General features: G+C 33.8%; 20 protein-coding genes. 11 read left to right on the top strand and 9 right to left on the bottom strand.

What is annotated here, in order from left to right; translation table 11 throughout:
- Window positions 1-2: 2 nt before the first annotated feature.
- The 3 genes from ABXQ82_RS13790 to mazG all read right to left on the bottom strand — a co-directional run bounded on the left by ABXQ82_RS13790 (window position 3) and on the right by mazG (window position 3,978).
- Window positions 3-1,469 carry a glycosyltransferase family 39 protein gene (locus ABXQ82_RS13790; protein WP_367060762.1) on the bottom strand — a complete coding sequence of 489 codons (1,467 nt, stop codon included), beginning with the start codon at window positions 1,467-1,469 and terminating at the stop codon, window positions 3-5.
- Window positions 1,456-3,024 carry an NAD(P)/FAD-dependent oxidoreductase gene (locus ABXQ82_RS13795; protein ID WP_367060765.1) on the bottom strand — a complete coding sequence of 523 codons (1,569 nt, stop codon included), beginning with the start codon at window positions 3,022-3,024 and terminating at the stop codon, window positions 1,456-1,458. Before ABXQ82_RS13795 ends, ABXQ82_RS13790 begins: the two co-directional genes overlap by 14 nt.
- 174 nt (window positions 3,025-3,198) lie before the next feature.
- Entirely contained in the window at window positions 3,199-3,978 is a 780-nt protein-coding gene (mazG, locus tag ABXQ82_RS13800) for a nucleoside triphosphate pyrophosphohydrolase (RefSeq protein ID WP_367060768.1), read from the bottom strand.
- A gap of 344 nt (window positions 3,979-4,322) precedes the next feature.
- Between mazG and ABXQ82_RS13805 the strand changes: the two genes are divergently transcribed.
- The 3 genes from ABXQ82_RS13805 to ABXQ82_RS13815 are packed head-to-tail and all read left to right on the top strand — an operon-like array spanning window position 4,323 to window position 6,976.
- Window positions 4,323-4,661, top strand: coding sequence for a helix-turn-helix transcriptional regulator (locus ABXQ82_RS13805; protein WP_367060771.1), 339 nt, complete (start codon window positions 4,323-4,325; stop codon window positions 4,659-4,661).
- Window positions 4,654-5,898: a DNA (cytosine-5-)-methyltransferase gene (dcm, locus tag ABXQ82_RS13810; protein ID WP_367060774.1), complete on the top strand. Its 1,245-nt coding sequence runs from the start codon at window positions 4,654-4,656 to the stop codon at window positions 5,896-5,898. The genes ABXQ82_RS13805 and dcm overlap by 8 nt, the downstream gene beginning before the upstream one ends.
- Window positions 5,879-6,976, top strand: a complete 1,098-nt coding sequence (locus tag ABXQ82_RS13815) for a hypothetical protein (RefSeq protein WP_367060777.1) — start codon at window positions 5,879-5,881, stop codon at window positions 6,974-6,976. The genes dcm and ABXQ82_RS13815 overlap by 20 nt, the downstream gene beginning before the upstream one ends.
- A gap of 489 nt (window positions 6,977-7,465) precedes the next feature.
- Here ABXQ82_RS13815 and ABXQ82_RS13820 read toward each other — a convergent pair whose 3' ends face one another.
- From ABXQ82_RS13820 to ABXQ82_RS13845, 6 genes are all read right to left on the bottom strand, one after another.
- Entirely contained in the window at window positions 7,466-9,733 is a 2,268-nt protein-coding gene (locus tag ABXQ82_RS13820) for an aconitate hydratase (protein WP_367060780.1), read from the bottom strand.
- Window positions 9,734-9,941: 208 nt separating this feature from the next.
- On the bottom strand, window positions 9,942-10,145 hold the full coding sequence (locus ABXQ82_RS13825) for a hypothetical protein (protein ID WP_367060783.1): 204 nt from the start codon (window positions 10,143-10,145) through the stop codon (window positions 9,942-9,944).
- The gene (locus ABXQ82_RS13830; RefSeq protein WP_367060786.1) at window positions 10,146-11,099 is read right to left on the bottom strand and encodes a MoxR family ATPase; all 954 of its coding nucleotides are present in this window, start codon (window positions 11,097-11,099) and stop codon (window positions 10,146-10,148) included.
- A gap of 3 nt (window positions 11,100-11,102) precedes the next feature.
- Window positions 11,103-12,536, bottom strand: a complete 1,434-nt coding sequence (locus ABXQ82_RS13835) for a peptidylprolyl isomerase (RefSeq protein WP_367060789.1) — start codon at window positions 12,534-12,536, stop codon at window positions 11,103-11,105.
- Complete coding sequence (locus tag ABXQ82_RS13840) at window positions 12,520-13,374, bottom strand: peptidyl-prolyl cis-trans isomerase (protein WP_367060792.1); 855 nt, start codon at window positions 13,372-13,374, stop codon at window positions 12,520-12,522. The genes ABXQ82_RS13835 and ABXQ82_RS13840 overlap by 17 nt, the downstream gene beginning before the upstream one ends.
- Before the next feature lie 2 nt (window positions 13,375-13,376).
- On the bottom strand, window positions 13,377-15,326 hold the full coding sequence (locus tag ABXQ82_RS13845) for a peptidylprolyl isomerase (protein WP_367060795.1): 1,950 nt from the start codon (window positions 15,324-15,326) through the stop codon (window positions 13,377-13,379).
- Window positions 15,327-15,477: 151 nt separating this feature from the next.
- Here ABXQ82_RS13845 and ABXQ82_RS13850 point away from each other — a divergent pair, with 151 nt between their 5' ends.
- The 8 genes from ABXQ82_RS13850 to ABXQ82_RS13885 all read left to right on the top strand — a co-directional run bounded on the left by ABXQ82_RS13850 (window position 15,478) and on the right by ABXQ82_RS13885 (window position 18,928).
- Window positions 15,478-15,714: a hypothetical protein gene (locus ABXQ82_RS13850; RefSeq protein ID WP_367060798.1), complete on the top strand. Its 237-nt coding sequence runs from the start codon at window positions 15,478-15,480 to the stop codon at window positions 15,712-15,714.
- 157 nt (window positions 15,715-15,871) lie between these two features.
- A complete protein-coding gene (locus tag ABXQ82_RS13855) occupies window positions 15,872-16,099 on the top strand; it encodes a type II toxin-antitoxin system RelE/ParE family toxin (protein ID WP_367060801.1) in 228 nt (75 codons plus the stop codon).
- Window positions 16,096-16,215: a type II toxin-antitoxin system RelE/ParE family toxin gene (locus tag ABXQ82_RS13860; RefSeq protein WP_367060804.1), complete on the top strand. Its 120-nt coding sequence runs from the start codon at window positions 16,096-16,098 to the stop codon at window positions 16,213-16,215. The genes ABXQ82_RS13855 and ABXQ82_RS13860 overlap by 4 nt, the downstream gene beginning before the upstream one ends.
- Window positions 16,215-16,532: a helix-turn-helix transcriptional regulator gene (locus ABXQ82_RS13865; protein ID WP_367060808.1), complete on the top strand. Its 318-nt coding sequence runs from the start codon at window positions 16,215-16,217 to the stop codon at window positions 16,530-16,532. Before ABXQ82_RS13860 ends, ABXQ82_RS13865 begins: the two co-directional genes overlap by 1 nt.
- 179 nt (window positions 16,533-16,711) lie before the next feature.
- Entirely contained in the window at window positions 16,712-16,939 is a 228-nt protein-coding gene (locus ABXQ82_RS13870) for a tyrosine-type recombinase/integrase (RefSeq protein ID WP_367060810.1), read from the top strand.
- A 113-nt stretch (window positions 16,940-17,052) separates the two neighbouring features.
- Entirely contained in the window at window positions 17,053-17,676 is a 624-nt protein-coding gene (locus ABXQ82_RS13875; RefSeq protein ID WP_367060813.1) for a hypothetical protein, read from the top strand.
- A gap of 162 nt (window positions 17,677-17,838) precedes the next feature.
- Window positions 17,839-18,366, top strand: a complete 528-nt coding sequence (locus ABXQ82_RS13880) for a hypothetical protein (protein ID WP_367060816.1) — start codon at window positions 17,839-17,841, stop codon at window positions 18,364-18,366.
- Between the two features lie 190 nt (window positions 18,367-18,556).
- The gene (locus ABXQ82_RS13885; protein WP_367060819.1) at window positions 18,557-18,928 is read left to right on the top strand and encodes a transposase; all 372 of its coding nucleotides are present in this window, start codon (window positions 18,557-18,559) and stop codon (window positions 18,926-18,928) included.
- Window positions 18,929-19,131: the final 203 nt, after the last annotated feature.

Genomic DNA, 19,131 nt, shown 5'->3' on the forward strand with positions numbered 1-19,131 from the left:
ATTTAATTTCTTTCATAAAGTAGAATATTACCAAAATTGTTTCGAAGTCTATAATTTTCTAAAAAATACTGATACATCGAGTTTCCGTAAATTGCTCTAATATTGATATCCTCTTTATAATCTAAAATATACTTAGGAGGTTTTGCCATAATTTCACTAAATATCTGCTGACGTTGCTCTTCTCTACTTACAAACATTGAACTGAAATATTTACTAGAAGACACTCTTTCAGAATATAACAATGTTGAAATTAATTTGTAATCTGCACCAAACAGATATATATAATCTTGTTTGGATGAGTTGTTTTTAATCCATTTTGCGGCAACTTTATGATCTAAATTTTTAGTGTACCACAATGATTTACCAACCTTAGCCATTTGTAAATACGGGAAAAAATATACTATCACCAAAATTAAAATTTTTACATCCGAAAGCTGTTTTAAAAAATTAGTTTTCCCAAATAGCTTATAATTGCTCAATACAATACCAAATAAAATTGATAAGGACGGTAGCATTTGTTTTAGTTGATGTCCATAAAAATTTCCAGATAAAATGGCTCCAGAAAAATCTAATAAAAACCATAATAAAACTAAAACGTACAATTCTTTTTTAAATAGTTCACGCTTTAGATATACCAATATTAATAGAGGATAAAGCATTAAAAATCTTGAACAAAAAAAAGTTTTAAAAAAGCCTTCCATATAATCAGAAAAACCAGTACCGCTAGACCCTGAATTCAATAAAATTAACCATGAACCCTCTAAATATTGCAGCAGAGATACGCCACTCATGTAGAGCACTAAGAACCCTGATAAATTTATAAATATTACACCAAAACCAATACGCAAAATATCTCTTAATTTTGATTTTAAGGAGCTTTTTTTATCAATCAGTACAAAAAGAAAAAAAGCAACTATTGTGGTTATGGCAATCTGCTTAAAAAATAGAGAGCAGCCTAATAAAGTACCTATCCCGAAAAGAATATACTTAAAATGTTTGGCCATTTTATGCTTTACAAATAGATAAAATGCCAGAATAGAAAAGAAGACCATAAAAGTTTCGGTGTGTGCCAAAGACCATCCATTCATTAAGAACCAACTCATCATCAAGCCAAAGATGGACATACACAGCATACCGCACAAATGACCGTTCAGTAGTTTGCCAATTTTATAAAGTAAAAAAGACGACAGCACACTACAAATAGCACCAAATAGCCTTATAAAAAAGATATTCCCATCAAAAAAAAGCTGATTCAGCTTATACAAAATAAAAATTCCCGGAGGTTTGTTTTCTACCGAATTTACATACGGGACTAAATTGTTTTCGTTCCAAATTCTTCCTATATAACTCCAAAGTACCTCATCATATAATATATATGGGTAGAATGAAATAAAAACTAAAACAGCGAATAAAAAGACGCCTATTGCAAAAGGGTTAAAAAGTAAATAGTAAACACTATTTTTCTTCATGGTAATCTTTTTCCAAGTTAATTTCCCAAATGTTGTTTTTAGAGGTCACATTATTCATAATATTTTTAACAGCAGTAATTGCGGTTAGCATAGAATGATCTTGGTTGTTGTATTTATGCATTCCGTTTCGTCCCACTAAAAACAAATTGCCGATTTTATCGGTAAACTCTCTAATTTTGTCAAATTCAGAATATGTTCCAAAATAAGCAGGATAAGCCTTTGGCATTTTAATTATTGTACTGTCCAGAACAGCATCTTCTTCAATGATATCAATTAAAACCAATTCTTTAATAGCAAAATCAATAAATTCCTCGTTACCCATACTCCATAGTTCATCTCCAACATTTGAAAAATATTCCAACCCGATCCAAATATTTTCGCTATTGGACACCAAATAGGGCGACCAGTTATTAAATATTTGTAACCTCCCAATCTTAACTTCTTTCTCTTGGATGTAAATCCAATTGTCCTTTATAGGGTTTTCTTTTGTACCAATTTTAAGGATTTTAAGCAGTAAGCCAACTGTGATAAAATCTCGGTACATCAACCCATCACTAATGCGTCTTACAGTCGAAGGAACTTTACTTCCCATGCTTCTAATCAAGTGCTTTACCGGCATCGTTGAGAAAAAATAGTGACCTTCTGTCTTTTCAATTTTACCCGTTATTTTATCTTTATAAGAAACACTATCTATTTTGTCGTTTTGTAACTCAATTTGAATTACTTCTGCATTCATCAGAATCTTTCCGCCCTTTTCGGTTACTATTTTCGCAACTGTTTCCCACATTTGTCCAGGCCCCAGCTTTGGGTACATAAATTGTTCAATTAAACTTGTATCAACATTTTTTTGATCTACCGATTTCGTTTTAATAAAAAGAGACTTAAAAAAATGAATGAGAGTTCTTGAAATGGATAGTTTTTTAATACGCTGAGCGCCCCAATTGGCGTCTATTTGAGTACATGGTACGCCCCAAACTTTTTCGGTATAGTCCTTAAAAAAAGTTTCGTACAATTCTTTTCCAAATCTGCTTATAAAAAACTGCTCCAAATTTTCTATGTCCTTAATTGGAAAGAGTCGTATTTGAATATAAGTCCAACCAATCTTCACAAGTTTGGTAAACCCAAGAGAAGATAATGTTTGCCAATTTATGGCTATAGGGTAATCGAAAAATTTGCGCAAAAAGAAAATTCTAGACAGTCTAGAGCGAATTAACATGACTCTGTCCTTCTTTTCCGGATCTGGGCCTCCATCGCTTAATCGGCTTGCGACGCTTTTTTTTATTAATCCGTTTTTAGGGTTTATATCATCTCTAGATGGGAAACCTTGAACTGGTAAAATGTTTCGCCACCAATTCATCACAACATCAGATTTAGAAAAAAAGCGGTGACCACCAATGTCAATTCTATTGCCTTTGTATTCCTCGGTTCTGGAAATACCACCAATTTTATCCGACTTTTCTAGGACTATAGGTATGATATCTGTTTTTGTAATGAGTTCATACGCGGCAGTCAATCCTGCTGGACCTGCGCCAATTATTATAGCATATTTACTCATTTACTTAAATATTGATATGTTATCTTGAAAATTATTTTGCAATATAGTTATAATGATTTAGCCTCTTCTATTTTTAGTATTTGAAAATCACAGATTTTCTAATTACTCATTTTGGCAATCGCTTTGCTTCTTCCCAAATTTTAGTATTTGAAAATCACAGATTTTCTAATTACTTTATTTTGGCAATCGCTTTGCTTCTTCCCAAAACACATCCATTTGAGCGAGGGTCATGTCTTTTAGCGGTTTGTTTAATGCTTTTGCTTTTTCTTCTAAATATTGAAATCGTTTTGAAAACTTTTTATTGGTGCGTTCCAAAGCATTTTCTGGATTTACATCTAAAAACCGTGCATAATTTACCATCGAAAATAGTACATCGCCAAATTCGCTTTCAATATTATCCGTGTTTCCAGATTTAATTTCGGCATTTAATTCATTTAATTCTTCTTGAACTTTTTCCCAAACCTGTTCCGGTTTTTCCCAATCGAAACCAACGCCTGCAACCTTTTCTTGAATTCTATTGGCTTTTACCAACGCTGGTAAACTTTTTGGGACACCTTCCAAAACACTAGTCTTCCCCTCTTTAAGTTTTAAGTTTTCCCAATTTCTTTTGACGTCTTCTTCGTTTTCTACTTTTACATCGCTGTAAATATGAGGATGTCTGCTAATTAGTTTTTCACAAATAGAGTTACATACATCTGCGATATCAAAATTCTTGGTTTCACTTCCTATTTTGGAATAAAAAACGATGTGTAGTAATACGTCTCCCAATTCTTTTTTTACTTCTTCCAAATCTTTGTCTAAAATGGCATCCCCAAGTTCGTACGTTTCTTCTATGGTCAAATGGCGCAAGGTCTCCATAGTTTGCTTTTTATCCCACGGACATTGGGCGCGCAGTTCGTCCATAATGGTCAATAATCTATCGAAAGCTTTGAGTTGGTCTTGTCTGGAATTCATTTTAGAAATTTTTGTAAAAGTACGGTTTTGATTTTTTTTTTTGGATTGGGGATAATGGGTTTAATGATTGTTTTAATCTAGGGCAAATTAGCCCAGTATATAACTTTATCAGAAAAATTATCTAATTCCTTTAACGTCAGATATAAGTCATTAAAAGGACCCATATTCGTAAAAACAGTGTGCCTCATTATAGCCAGCGTCATATTTTAGCACTTTGGGTTTTTTACAACGCTCGATTTCAACGCTCCAAAAACAAAAAGAGCTAAAATTTCACAACACTATTTCCGCGAGAATTTGAATAAATTGTTTAAATTTGACAAAATTGTCAAGGCAAAATATTCAAGATGATGAAAGAAACATTTGGAGAGTATATTCACAAATTGAGGACAGAAGCATCTCTAACTCTTACCAAACTTGCTGCAGCTCTCGATATAGACCAGTCAACTTTATCTAAAATTGAAAATGGAAAGAGAAATGTTACGGAAGAAATTCTTCCGAAGCTCGCTGATATATTTGATTTAGATATCGACCAGTTAGAAAAAGAATATTTCAGCGAAAAAATTGCTGAAATGATTTATCCAAAAGAAAACTCAAGTGAGTTTTTAAAGCTCGCCGAACAAAAAGCAGAGTACAAAAAGCTCACAAATTTGAAACAAGGAAAAATAGATTTTAAAAATGCTTAAATATTCAAAAATTCGTAAAAATTTAGATATTGAGAATATGAATGGAAATGCCGAAGATTTAGCATTTTTCACTCATTATCTTCACAATCATACAAATGGTGTTTCTAAATCATTTAAAAAAAGAGCGGTTGAATATTACAACCTTCAAGAAAGTAATTTAAATCTTGCTTCTGAACCAGAATTACAAGCAATGCTTCCTATTGAATGGGACATACCATTTCCAGGTCCAGAACATCCTGAATTTACTTTTATTGACCTCTTTGCTGGAATTGGTGGTTTCAGAATACCTATGCAAGAAGTTGGAGGTAAATGTGTATTTTCTTCTGAATTTAATTATCACGCTCAACGAGCCTACGAATTAAATTTTGGAGAAGTTCCATTTGGAGACATAACTAAACTTGACTTAAATATTGTGCCAAAGCATAATGTATTATGTGCTGGATTTCCTTGTCAACCCTTTAGTATTTCAGGGAAAATGAAGGGATTTGAAGATACAAGAGGAACACTAATTTATCACGTATTCAAAATTATAGAAAAAAGGGAGCCAGAAGTGATTTTATTGGAAAACGTAAAACACCTTTTGTACCACGATAAAAAGAGAACATTAATTACAATTATTCAGCACTTAGAGGAATTAGGTTATAAAGTATCTAAGAAAGTTCTAAATGCTTCCGATTTTGGCGTTCCTCAAAATAGAGAGCGAATAATCATTATAGGGCATAAAAAGAAAAAATTTGATTTTTCTAAATTAAAAACAAAACCAAAACCAGTTTTAAAAGACTTTTTAGATAAAAAAAATGACTTTGAATTTCTAAACGAGCCATACACTATTCTTGAAGAAATGAAAACGCAAGATTCTGGTCTTATTTTCGCAGGCTATAGAAATAAAACTATTCGAAAAGCAGGTGTTAGACCAAACACAGAACATTTATCTCGAGTTCATAAACAACCAAATCGGATTTATTCTACAGATGGTGTTCATCCTGCATTACCATCACAAGAATCATCAGGTAGATTTTGGATATATCACGAAAATAAAGTTAGAAAACTTACCATCCAAGAATGTTATAAAATTATGGGGTTTCCGAAAAAATTCAAACACATTAACAACCGTTCTGAATTGTATAGACAAGTTGGTAATTCGGTCGCTGTACCTATGATTAAAGAGGTCGCAAGTCAAATGAAACAACAATTAATTACACCAATCGAAATAAAAGATGCCGAATACATTTCTTAAAAAAGCATTTGACGAATCAATGAAATTAGTTGGTTCTGAAGATAAAATCAAATCTGATTTACCAAAAACAATAACAAATCATTTAGACGTAATACTTAGTAAATCAGAATCTGCAAAAGGAGTACTAACAGTAATTCTAACAAGCCTAGTTTACAAAACTTTAAATCCTTCACAAGATATCAGAAATCATCAGACGAGTATTGATGATGGATATTCAGGTAGAACATTTGATACAAAATATATAACACCATTTCTTAAAAGTGTAAAGTTCCCTGCAATGGCAGAAAGTGGTTGGCTAACTCGTTCTCTTGAACAAAAAGTGCCTTATGATAAAAATTATTCAGGTGCGATAAGGCCTGATTTACTTAAAAGTTCTTTTTTAGAAACAATTGATTTTATTCAAAAAGGACAAGATTTAGACAAGTGTTTAAGCTATCTATTGCAAGCATTAATAATCAAAAGAAATAGTCAAGAAATTAACTTGGCCAAACCTCTCAATCTTCCAATTTCTACAATAATAGATTTACTTACAAAGCATTTCAATGCAAAATATACAGCAGATGGAGCTTCTAGGCTTCCTGTTTTAGCGTTATTTGCGGCATATGAATGCCTTATTAAAGAAGCTAAAAGATTTGAAGGAAGAACACTTCTTGAAATCGTGAGCCATACTTCTGCCGACACAAGAAGCGGAAGGATTGGAGATATTGATATAGTAGATGACAAAGGAAAAGAGTTTGAAGCAGTAGAAGTTAAACACGGAATACAAATTAATGCTCAACTTGTAAAAGATGCATTTGAAAAATTTAAGACAACCCAAGTAAACAGATATTATCTTTTGTCAACTGCGGATATTGACCCAAATGAATCAGAAAAAATTGAGAAAGAAATAGAACGAATAAAAAATATACACGGTTGTCATGTTATTGCTAATGGACTTATAAATTCTTTAAAATATTACTTACGTCTTCTCTCAGAGACATCTGAATTTATTTCGAACTATGTTGACTTAATAGAATCTGACAAGGCTTTGAAGTATGAACATAAAAAACAATGGAATTTAATAATTTCTGCAATGTAATGCCAGCGCTAGCAAGTTTGTGGGAAAATAACGAAAGCACAACAATGTGTAAAAAAATAGTAAAAAAAGTGCTTAATCGAAAGGTCTGCGTGTATTTGCAAAGTCGCCAAATTTTTATATTTGGTATAATTAAAAAAGGAAAAGATAATTAACAAAATTTAATAATTCAGCTTTAGCATAATACGAAAAATAACGCTTTCAACTATCTCACCTTTCTTATACTGACAGTTAAACGAACCTCTCCAAAAACAAAACTACTTTGGGTTTAAAAATAAATCTAGCAGATAGGTGCGTTAGAGATTGTAGTGGAAAGCCCACAGCGAGTTCCGAAAGTTATCGGGACGAGCCAAGACTTGAAATGGAAAGCCCGACCCTTTAGGGTATCGCCCAATTCACAAATATATTAAACAAAAAAACCCAACTCATAAAGCTGGATTTTTCAATAAAATTAAAACCTACAAGATTTTTTGAAACCTCGCAGGTTAGAAACTATGCATTTTGCTTCTTAATCAAATTAAGTGCAGAACCTTCTTTATACCATGCAATTTGAGCATCGTTATACGTATGGTTCAATTTAATGAGATCTTTACTTCCGTCGGCATGAACAGCTTCAAGCGTTAATTGCCTGTCTGGAGCAAATTCGTTTAAATCTATAAAGTTGAAGGTATCATCCTCTTGAATTAAATCGTAATCTGCTTCGTTAGCAAACGTTAAGCCTAACATCCCTTGTTTTTTAAGGTTTGTTTCGTGGATTCGTGCAAAAGACTTCACGATTACCGCAGCAACACCCAAATGTCTTGGTTGCATTGCGGCATGTTCTCTAGAAGAACCTTCGCCGTAGTTGTGATCGCCAACAACGATAGATTTTACCCCTGCAGCTTTATATGCTCTAGCCGTATCTGGAACGCCTCCATATTCTCCCGTCAATTGATTTTTGACAAAATTGGTTTTCTTTCCAAAGGCATTTACTGCTCCAATTAAGGTGTTGTTCGCAATATTGTCTAAATGTCCTCTAAAACGTAGCCATGGTCCGGCCATAGAAATATGATCGGTAGTACATTTCCCGAAAGCTTTTATTAATAATTTAGCTCCAGTTATAGAGTCTCCAAGAGGTTCAAAAGGCGTCAATAATTGCAAACGTTCTGAATCGTCTTTTACCGAAACCTGAACATGACTTCCATCTTCTTCTGGTGCTAAAAAACCATTATCCTTTACTTCAAAACCTTTTGGAGGTAATTCCCATCCTGTTGGCTCATCGAACATGACTTCTTCTCCGTTTTCATTGATTAATTTATCTTTTAACGGATTAAAATCTAAACGTCCCGCTACTGCAATCGCCGCAGTTAATTCTGGAGAGGCTACAAAGGCATGCGTGTTTGGATTTCCATCGGCACGTTTTGCGAAGTTTCTGTTGAATGAATGTACGATACTATTTTTAGGTGCATTTTTTGGATCACTATATCTTGCCCATTGTCCGATACATGGGCCACAGGCATTAGTGAATATTTTAGCATCTAAGTTTTCGAAAATCCCTAGAATCCCATCACGTTCTGCAGTGTATCTTACTTGTTCAGAACCAGGATTAATTCCTAATTCCGATTTCATTTTTAAACCTTTATCCAAAGCTTGTTGTGCGATTGAAGATGCTCTTGACAAATCTTCATAAGAAGAGTTGGTACAAGATCCTATTAATCCCCATTCTACTTTAATTGGCCAATCGTTAGCTTTTGCTTTTTCAGCCATTGCTGTACCCACTTCAGTAGATAGATCTGGAGTAAATGGCCCATTTAATAACGGTCCTAATTCAGATAAATTTATTTCAATAACTTGATCGAAATATTGCTCAGGGTTTGCATACACTTCAGCATCAGCAGTTAAATAGTCTTTAACTTTATTTGCTGCATCGGCAACATCTTCTCTATCTGTAGCGCGCAAGTAACGCTCCATAGATTCATCATATCCAAATGTAGAAGTGGTTGCTCCAATTTCAGCACCCATATTACAAATAGTGCCTTTTCCAGTACACGACATAGAGGTTGCGCCAGGGCCAAAATATTCTACAATAGCTCCAGTTCCACCTTTTACAGTCAGAATTTCAGCCACTTTCAAAATCACATCTTTAGGCGCAGTCCAACCAGATAATTTACCTGTTAACTTTACACCTATTAATTTCGGAAATTTCAATTCCCAAGCCATACCAGCCATTACATCCACAGCATCTGCGCCACCTACTCCAATAGCCACCATACCTAAACCACCAGCATTTACGGTGTGAGAATCGGTACCAATCATCATACCTCCTGGGAATGCATAATTTTCTAAAACTACTTGGTGTATAATACCAGCTCCCGGTTTCCAGAACCCGATACCATATTTATTGGAAACAGATTCCAAGAAATTAAAAACCTCGCTACTTACGTTATTGGCGTGTTTTAAATCTGTAGCGGCACCTTCTTTTGCTTGAATTAAATGATCACAATGTACCGTTGTTGGTACTGCAACTTTAGGTTTTCCAGCTTGCATGAACTGCAATAACGCCATTTGGGCCGTAGCATCTTGACATGCAATCCTATCAGGGGCAAAATCCACATAATCCTTTCCTCTGGTAAAAGCTTTGGTAGGATTGCCATCCCATAAGTGATTATATAATATTTTTTCAGAAAGCGTTAAAGGCTTTCCAACAACTTCACGTGCTTTGTCAACGCGTTCTGCCATTTTGGAGTACACTCCTCTTATCATATCAATGTCAAATGCCATATAAAATAGTTTAGTTTTTAATTATTTATTTCAGTATTGCAAAATACGAAATTAATGGAAAGATTTAAAATGAAAGATACGAATACAATCAGTATTTAGACGAAATTGTTATTGTATCATTATTAAATCGAAAAATTATGTAATAATCATCAAATTACAGCATAAAATGAGGATAAATCAGGGATTAAGTAATATAATAAGATTACGACTACTTTTCCTTATAGATCACGAGTAATTTTATGATTGCTAAAATGATGGCGAGTAATTTAAAACCTGTAGCTAAAGACAGTAATACGTTTCCAGTTAAAGACCCTATTTCGAAATGTATAATCTTGAACAATGCCCCAATTGAAGTTAATGCCATGCCAATTAAAAAACAGATAATAGGAATAATAAAGGGCTTTATAGTCATTTAAAACAAGCTTTTTATAATTTGAATTTCAGAAATACCTTCAGCTTCAGCTTTATAGTTTTTAATGATACGGTGTCTTAGAATACTTGTTGCTACGGCTTGCACGTCTTCTATATCTGGAGAAAATTTACCATTTACCGCCGCATGTGTTTTAGCAGCTAAAATTAAGTTTTGAGACGCTCTTGGCCCTGCGCCCCAATCTATATATTGTTTTACCAATTCTGGAGATGAATCGCCATTTGGCCTTGTTTTACCGACCATGCTTACCGCATATTCAATCACATTATCTGCAACTGGAATGCGTCGTATAACGTGTTGAAAATTTAAAATTTCAGCATCTGTAAAAAGTGCATTTACTTTTGCCTGAACATCATTTGTAGTAAATTTTACAACTTGAACTTCTTCTGCAAAAGAAGGATATTCTAAATTAATGGCGAACATAAAACGGTCTAACTGCGCTTCTGGCAAAGGATAGGTTCCTTCTTGCTCAATGGGGTTTTGCGTTGCTAGTACAAAATATGGTAAATCTAATTTATAATTATGTCCCGCAACGGTTACTGAGCGTTCTTGCATTGCTTCCAATAAAGCCGCTTGTGTTTTTGGAGGTGTTCTATTGATCTCATCTGCCAAAATAATATTTGCGAAAATTGGCCCCTTAACAAATTTAAAATGACGGTCTTCATCCAAAATTTCACTCCCTAAAATATCACTTGGCATTAAATCTGGTGTAAACTGAATCCGTTTAAAATCTAATCCTAAAGCTTGTGCAATCGTGTTTACCATTAAGGTTTTTGCCAGCCCTGGCACACCGATTAATAATGAATGTCCGCCAGAAAAAATAGAAATCAGAATTTGATTTACTACAAGATCCTGACCAACAATAACCTTAGCTATTTCCTGTTTTAAATCTTTAAATTTCTTTACAAACTGTTCTATTGCAGCAACATCGGACATACTTTATTTTTTTAACCAATTACTAGAAAATTCGCAATCTCTCATGTCTCCAGATATCTTTATATAGGTATCGTTGATTTTTTCTGCTTGCCACTTTTCAATAGCTCTTATTTTCTTCTCGTTTAATGCTTGTTCTTTAATTTTAAGAAAATCTCTGGCGTAGTCTGCTTCGTGCTCGTCTATTCTATCTGAAACGGTCAAGAGTTTAAACTTCAATTTATTGGTTCTATCTCTTTCCGAAAGTACCAAACTAACCTCTCCATCTTTTAAATCTTGAATTTGGGAATACAGCTCTGGATCCATTCTGGTCAACTCAAAATTGTAGTCCTGGGTTTCTGGGTTGATTAATTGTCCGCCATCAAATTTAGTCTCTTTTTCATCGCTAATCTCTCTGGCTGCATCGGCAAATGTAATTTCGCCATTCACTATTTTTTGTCTTACTTTTTCAATTTTATCTTTGGCTTCCTTTATGGATTCGTTAGAAACTTCTGGAATTAAAAGTACGTGGCTTACATCATATTCCTGCCCTCTTATTTTTTCGCAATACACAATATGAAATCCAAAACTGGTTTCAAAAGGTTCTGAAACTTCGCCTTCCTGCAATGAAAAAGCGGCCTCTCTAAACTCTTTAACCATTTTTGGTTTTTTTCGATTCAAAGTATATTTATAACCCGATTGTTTAATGCCTGGGTCTTGACCGTATAAGATGACTTTAGACCTAAAACTTGCGCCATTCTCCTCAACATCAGCTTTAAAACCTTTTAACTTGTCAATCACTTTTTTCTTTTCTTCGTCAGAAATTTTAGGCTCTACAACAATTTGTGCCACTTTTAACTCTGTACCAAATGTTGGTCTTTCGTCCTCTGGAATTTTATTAAAAAACTGTCTTACTTCCTCTGGAGTAATTTCTACTTCTTCAATAACCTTAGCTTGCATTCTTTGAGACAACATCATGCTTTTGTTAGCCTCAAACATTTCTTCTCTCAAACTCTCTTCGCTATCTTTATTATAGACAGACAAAAGACGATCCATATCCCCATTTACCTGTTGCAGAAATTGTTGAATTTGATAATCTACATTCCGTCTAATTTCAGCATCAGCTACCAAAATACTGTCTTGAACAGCATGATGTGCATAGAGTTTGTTCTCTAATAGCTTACCGAAAATCTGACAGCGTGGAATGTCTTTAGTATCCACACCACTGGCTTGAAGTTGTAAATACTCCTTATCAATATCAGAGTTTAAAACGATATAATCTCCAACAACACCAGCAACACCATCTATTTTTACTTTCTTAAAAGTAGTTGTAGCATCTGTTTTGGTTTCTTGTTTTGGAGCTTCTTCTACTTCTTCTTGAATAATTTCTTGAGCTTGTAAGTTAAATAGCCCAACAAACATAAAAAGCAGCACTAATTTTGAACTAATTGTATATTTCAAATTCCTTGTTTTTAATAGCATCTTTTGCAATATCTTTTTCTAATTTTTTAATGAGTTCCAACTTTCTCCTGTTGACAACAATTTGGTTTATCGTGGGTTTTACATATTCCAACGGTGCCGTATCATTCCGCAGTAAAACATCATTAATTTGCATCAAATATACTCCTAATGAATCTTTGAGTTGTACAAAATTAGATTTTTTTAACAGTTGATTTTTGTTTTCAGAATTTACACCAGGTATTTTGGTAATCACTTGGCTCATTTTTACCCAAATAGAGTCGTTTAATGAATACGATTTAAACTGTATCGCAATAGAGTCTAATTGCTTTTTGTCCTTCTCGGAAAACCGTTTCAGTTTTTCCTTTATTTTTCTGAAGTCAATAATATCCTCATCAACATGGATATATCGAAACTTTATCAGTTCCTCGTTCAATTTAAAGGCATCTTTGTTTTCGTTGTAATATACTTCGGCTTCTTCACTCGAAACCGATGTATCGATGTTTTTTTTAACCAAAGCTTCCAAATAAGCCTTACTGTATAAATCGCTTTTATACTGTTCTACCAGTTTATTAAATGCCTTTTGCTTGTCTTCACTTAAATTAATTAAAGCACCATCCACCAATAATTGTTGGGTAGCCCATTCGTCAATAAAATTCTGAACAATAAGAGTACTATCCTCTTTTGTAATGCCTTCAGAAATTATAGCTTTCAAATCATCGTAATACAAATAGTTGTCATTTACTCTAGCAATTGGCGTTCTTTCATCTGTGTTTTTAAAAATATCACAGGCTGAAAGTGTACATAGAATACTTAATAAAATGAGGGTTTTTAGTCGCACAGTTATTTTTTGATTTCTGCTTTTACACTTTCCAAAGCATCTTGGTCCATTATTACTTTGTATTTATCTTTCAATTCATCAAGCCACAAATTCTCCTTATGCGTTTGATAATCGCTCATTACAAGACCTTTAACCTCATCAAAAGCTTTTTGCTTTTTTGGTAATATCTCGTCCACTTTTGCTACTACATAACCATTGTTGTGCTTGTACACTTTTGAAATTCCCTTCTTGAACTCAAACGATTTAGGTAATGCCTGATGTTTCGCATCCATGGTGTCTGTCGTAAAAATAACGTTTATTGCGCCATTTGTGTTCACTAGGTTTTCAATATCTTCAGACAACATGTTTTTCTTCATCAATTTAGCGACCTTTTTAATCACTTTTTTATTGGTTGAAGACGCTACTTCTGCCCTTGCTCTAACTGGCCAGAAATAATTGGTCTTGTTATCTTCATAATAGGTTTGAATTTCCAAAGAATCGGTTTTAGCAGCTTGCCATATTGTAGATTCCATTAAATCGAAAAGCAATAAACCATCTCTATATTCGCCTAAAATATGGGCATAATCCTCGTTTTCGTTTTCTAGATTTTCTTCTTGATATTGTTTCAAGTTTGAATTTAAGAACTTTTCGTAGCCACTTTCAATAATGGTCTTAAAACTTGGTCGATTACGACTGTTGTTTTGCTGCTGCACCAGAAAATCCCCAAAATCTGAATAGGTTAATTGTTTATCGCCTATTTTCAAAAATGTTTTATCTCCTTCAAAATTTTCAGGGAGTTTCCAGGTGCGCTTGTAAAAATCTTCATTTAAAATTGATGTGAAGTAGTCTAAATCTGGAGTTTCATCAGTTACATTATATTTCGTTTTTAATTTATCAATTAATGCCGCTTCTATTAATTTAGAACGAGAATCCTTTTTTACTTTAGCTTCCAACTCTGGTTTTAGTTCTTCAAATGTTCCTATAGGTTTGGCGTTTTCCAGTTTTAGAATATGCCATCCAAATTTAGTTTTTACAGGTTCTGAAATAGCACCTTTTTCTTGCAGCGCAAAAGCAGCTTCTTCAAATTCTGTTACGCTCAATTGTCCGCTCGAAAATGCATTTAATAATCCCCCATTAGGCGCAGAGTTTTTATCATCTGAAAACTCTTTTGCTAAAGCCTCAAACTCTTCTCCTTGCTGGATTTTTTTATAAATATCCTTTATTCTTTTTTCTGCGGAATTAATGGTGTCTTCCTTTTTGTCAACCACCATAATATGTTTCACGGTACGTTCTCCTCTGGATTTACGTTTGTCCAAAACATTGATGATGTGGTATCCAAAACGGGTTCTAAAAGGTTCTGAAACTTCACCAACTGGCGTATTGAAAGCTGTTTTTTCAAACTTATATACCATTCTAAATCCGCTAAACCAGCCCAGTTCCTCACCAAAAAGCGTTTTACCATTGTGCACTTCTTTTCTAACTTTCTCAAAACCTTCTTTAAGTGTGCGTTCCCTAAGTTGCTTAATTCTATTGTAAGCCGCCAAAGTGTCTTGCGGATTGGCATTTTCAGAAATTTTCACCAAAATATGGGTTGCTTTTACATCATGGGATACATGCTTGTAAGCCTCTTTTACCAACTCTTCGCTTATCGTAGTATCGGTCATGTAGTTTTGAGCCAACTGTTTTTTATAAGTCTCCAGTTCTCTTTTGTATGTAGGTTTTTCATGAAGTTCCTGCGCTTTGGCTTCCTTCAATTTCAACTTGTAGTTTGTGAATAGTTTTAAATATTCATCAACATCTTTTTGCGTTTCATCTTCAACTAGATTGAGGTTTTTATTATAGACCCTTAAAAATTCTGAAGTATAGACAGGTTCGTTATCAACCGTAAAGAGCACCTCTTTTTCTAAAGTTTGGGCAATACTTGATGTGATAAAAAACAATAATAAGACTAGGGAAAAATTCTGTAATTTCATAGATAGGATATAATTAATCAACGGATACAAAAATAGTAATATATCTCTGTAAAACAAGTTGAATTAACAAACGTAAATAAAGGCTGTTTATTTTAATTTTTTAAAGTGATTTAAATGTAAATTTGAAGCTTTCAGTTTAAAATAAAACACTATGCGTAAACTAAAATTGATTTGGGATTTTCGAGGCCCTGATGCTAAAAAAATTGCAGAACATCATGAAATCCACTTAAAAGACTTTATTAAAGCTGAACAATTGGCGTTGGATATTACCGGTGTTGAAGTTTTATCAGAAATGCATGCTGTTGCTTTTATGGTTGTAACTGAAGTTGAAATGAAACCTATTAGGGATGCTTTGAGACCACATCGTGGGCAGGTTTATTCTGAATGATCTGTTTTTAAAAACTTGACTTTGTAAGAGATTTCGGCTACCTTCGTCTAACAGCGGATATCCGTGAACCATTGTGTGTAATGCAGATCCGTGTTCCAGATTAAATTTGTTTACTAAAAAAGGAAACTTATAGCTTTGTAGCAAACCATTATCCTAGATGACAGAAAAATTTAAAGTTGAGTTTCTAAAAGAAGTTTTTGAATTTCTTGATGGAATTGACAAAAAGGCTCGGAATAAAATTCTGTTTAATATCGACAAAGCTAAAGTTAAAACCGATAATACTCTCTTTAAAAAACTGACCTCGGATATTTGGGAATTTCGGACTTTGTACAACAAAAAGCAATACCGACTTTTTGCGTTTTGGGATAAAACGGACAATAAGTGACCATTGTAATTGCAACTCACGGAATTGTCAAGAAAACGCAGAAAACACCCAAAAAGGAAATTGACAGAGCAACCGAATTGATGAACAAATATTTTGAAAATAAAAACAAGAAGTAATGAGAACATACACACTTGACGAAGTAAAAGACAAATACCTTGAAAAAAAAGGAACAGCGGAAAGAGATGCTTATGAGAACGAATTGCGGCTTGACTTAATCGGAGAAGCAATCAAGCAAGCTCGAAAAGAAAGAAAATTGACCCAAACCCAACTTGGAGAACTGATAGGCGTAAAAAAGGCACAAATCTCGAAAATAGAAAATAATTTGACCGATGCCAGATTTGAAACTATTTTAAAGGTTTTTAGAGCTTTGAACGCAAAAATTAATTTTAAAGTGGAACTGCTAAACCTAAAAATGGATTTAGCGACTGAGTAAGAAGCACTACACACAATCGATTAGACGGCTCTGCCAGTAACCGACAGGGTGCGCCTCTCACACCACTCCCGAATTCTCGGGATACGGGTCTCTTACTCGGCGGTTCGCAAAAAGATGGGTTGAGCTCTGTGTAAACATCCAACAATGACCGGTAGCCCCGCTGTTTAAAACGTTTGAGCATGATAGTGGTTATCAAAATGGGAGATTGGGCAACTGTACACACCCTCAGGCATTCATTTGCAGCACATTGTATTGAAAACAACATAAACATGAGACACCTCCAAAACATGCTGGGCCATAACTCCCCAAAAACCACCGAAATTTATACCAAAACCATAGAAATTAATAACAAAACCATTACCAGCCCCTTGGATAGCTTATTGAAAAATACTACATTGCAGACATAAACGATATAACAGCAACTGTATAGTCTAAAATTACGGTTATACAAGTGTTAGCTACAATGCTGAAACAAATTTCATAGATGATATTATTATTTCTGCTTCTAACCTTAATTTTTTTGATTTCATATCCAATAATCGGATTTAAAATATTTAAGGCGATTAGGAATAAAGACAAACGTAAACTATATCGACTTTCAGCAATACTTCTGATTTTGATTTTAATTCCAGGTTTTTTCTGGAGTATATTACCAGGTTCTGACCTTGTTTGGAGACCAATCGAAAAAGTACAGGAAAAAGGCTATAATATTGAATTAACTGGCTTTGAATTTAATTTTGGAGAATCGATTTACGAATATGAATCGAATAGAGACTTTAATGGAGATGGATACTCGATTTGGATTTATGAAATTGATGATAAAACAGCCAATTATTTTAAAAACCCAAACTCTGATTTTTTCACAAACTACCCAAACTCTGATTTTAGAAACAAATGGGAAACCGAATATTGGAAAAAAACACCATTCGACAAAAAAGAGCAAAAGTTTTTAGACTTTGCACACAGCGAACTTGACGAATTGGAATTTGAATTAGAGGACTTACTGAATGAAAAAGGAAATTATTACGCATATGAATATTATATGCACGACTTTAGTGATGGAACTGTTTATGTTGGAAATATCGACTTTTACATTATTAGTCCGAATAGAAAACTGATAGTAAAAATTAACCATAATACGTAAAAAGCACAGTAGCTAACAACGTGTATAATTAATGCTCTGCTAGTTAAGAACAGGAAAATTTCTTACTTTTAATAAAAACTAGTTACTGCGGAAAATGAATCGCAAATCCTTCCGCACTAACCATACACAAATGCGTTGGCAACAAGCTGAAAAAAATCCCGAATGAATCAAAATCTGGAACAAATATTTGAATTAGAAACTGCCGAAAAATACAACGAGGCTTATTCTGAATATAAAAAACTGATTTCGGAAAATAATACGGATTTTGAAACGTGGAAATATTATTTCTTCTTTTTGTGGTCTATGATTGAAGATGTTAGTGGAATACTTAAAAAGGACATTGATTTACGAACTGAATTGGAATCTGAATTAAAAAATGGATTGAATAAATACTCGGAATTGGCTGAATTTAATTTTATAGTTGGATATGCGATTTCAATTTTTCCATACGAATTTGGAGATTATGAAGAACTGGAAATTAAAGGAAAAGAAATGCTAAAAAAAGCATTTGATTTGGAACAATCTAATCCGATTTACAAAATGGTTTATTTAGGTTCAAAGAGTCTGAATGACAAAGAACAGAGTTTATATAAAAAGGCTTGTGCTGAATCAAAACTGATTTTAAAAACAAAAAATAGCGGAAAAGGATTATTGAACGGATATTATAATCAAGTATTTAATCGTGAATAAGAAAAGCCAGTTGCCAACACCGTATATAATTTATTGCTTGGTTCTTGCCTACTTACGAAAATCCTCGCGGATTTTCTATTCGATTTTTATTTGCTAAATTACGTGCTAAACCACGCAACAAACCATATACAAACACGTTGTACAACATTTTGACCCGTCCTGAATAAAGGCTACACAATCTTAAACAATTATGTACAAAAATGACAAAGTAATCAGACGGTATTCCGAATCTTTTAAACTCAAAATTTTAGACGAACTTACCGCAGGAAAATTAAACAAGTATCAACTAGGTAAAGCGTATGGTATTGCACCATCCACAATCAATGAATGGATAAAGAAATACAACCGTAAAGACCTAATGAACACCAGGGTAACTGTGAAAACTAAAGACGAGATTACACGTATTAAGCAACTTCAGAAAGAGATTGGACAGCTAAAGAAACTACTGTTAAAAAAAGATATGGAAGCTCTTATTGACGATTCATACCTTGAGGTGGCAGCAGAACAGCTGGGCTACAAATCTGTTCTCGAACTAAAAAAAAAGTTAAGTATCAAGCCTTAATCAAGGCCAGGGAAAAGTCTAAGGGATTTGCTCCTCTAACAACCATTACCGCTTGTTTCGGACTTAAGCGTGATGCTTACTACAAATACAAACGTAGGGAAGATAAACGCCTAGAAATAGAAAAGAAGGTAGTAGCCATAGTCAAGAACAGACGCAAATCCCTTCCTAGAGAAGGTGTTAGAAAACTCTGTAAATCATTAAAA

The sequence above is a fragment of the Algibacter sp. 2305UL17-15 genome, assembly GCF_040720935.1.
Classification (GTDB): domain Bacteria; phylum Bacteroidota; class Bacteroidia; order Flavobacteriales; family Flavobacteriaceae; genus Jejuia.